Annotated in this window: 1 pseudogene; it reads left to right on the top strand. The window is 39.9% G+C overall.

From position 1 onward, the window contains the following. Nucleotides 1-429: pseudogene (locus H4J69_RS19685) on the top strand (transposase); the annotation flags it as partial.

The following is a 429-nucleotide window of genomic DNA, read 5'->3' as shown; positions in this document are numbered from 1 at the left end:
AAGCCTCGTTCACAACAAATTAGTTTATCTGATACGCCGTATTATCATATTTGCAGTCAAACCGTTCGCAAAGCCTTTTTATGTGGTGTTGATAAAGAAACCGGTGTCAGTTATGAGCACAGGCGTCATTGGATTGAACAGCGCATTTTTACATTATCTCAGGTGTTTGCTATTGATATTTGTGCTCACGCTGTCATGAATAATCACTTACATTTAGTCCTTCATGTTAATAGTGAACAAGTTAACAACTGGACGACGCTCGAGGTACTGTCCCGTTGGCATAAGTTGTTTAAAGGCACCCTGTTGACCCGTCAATTTCAACAAGAGCAATCATTAACTACATTAACCCCATTCGAAATGGAAATGGTTGAAGAAACAGCACAAGTCTATAAACAGCGCTTAATCGATATCAGTTGGTATATGCGGGCA

It is taken from the genome of Colwellia sp. BRX10-9 (assembly GCF_014077405.1).
GTDB lineage: Bacteria > Pseudomonadota > Gammaproteobacteria > Enterobacterales > Alteromonadaceae > Colwellia_A.
This window is presented reverse-complemented; position numbering and strand designations above follow the sequence as displayed.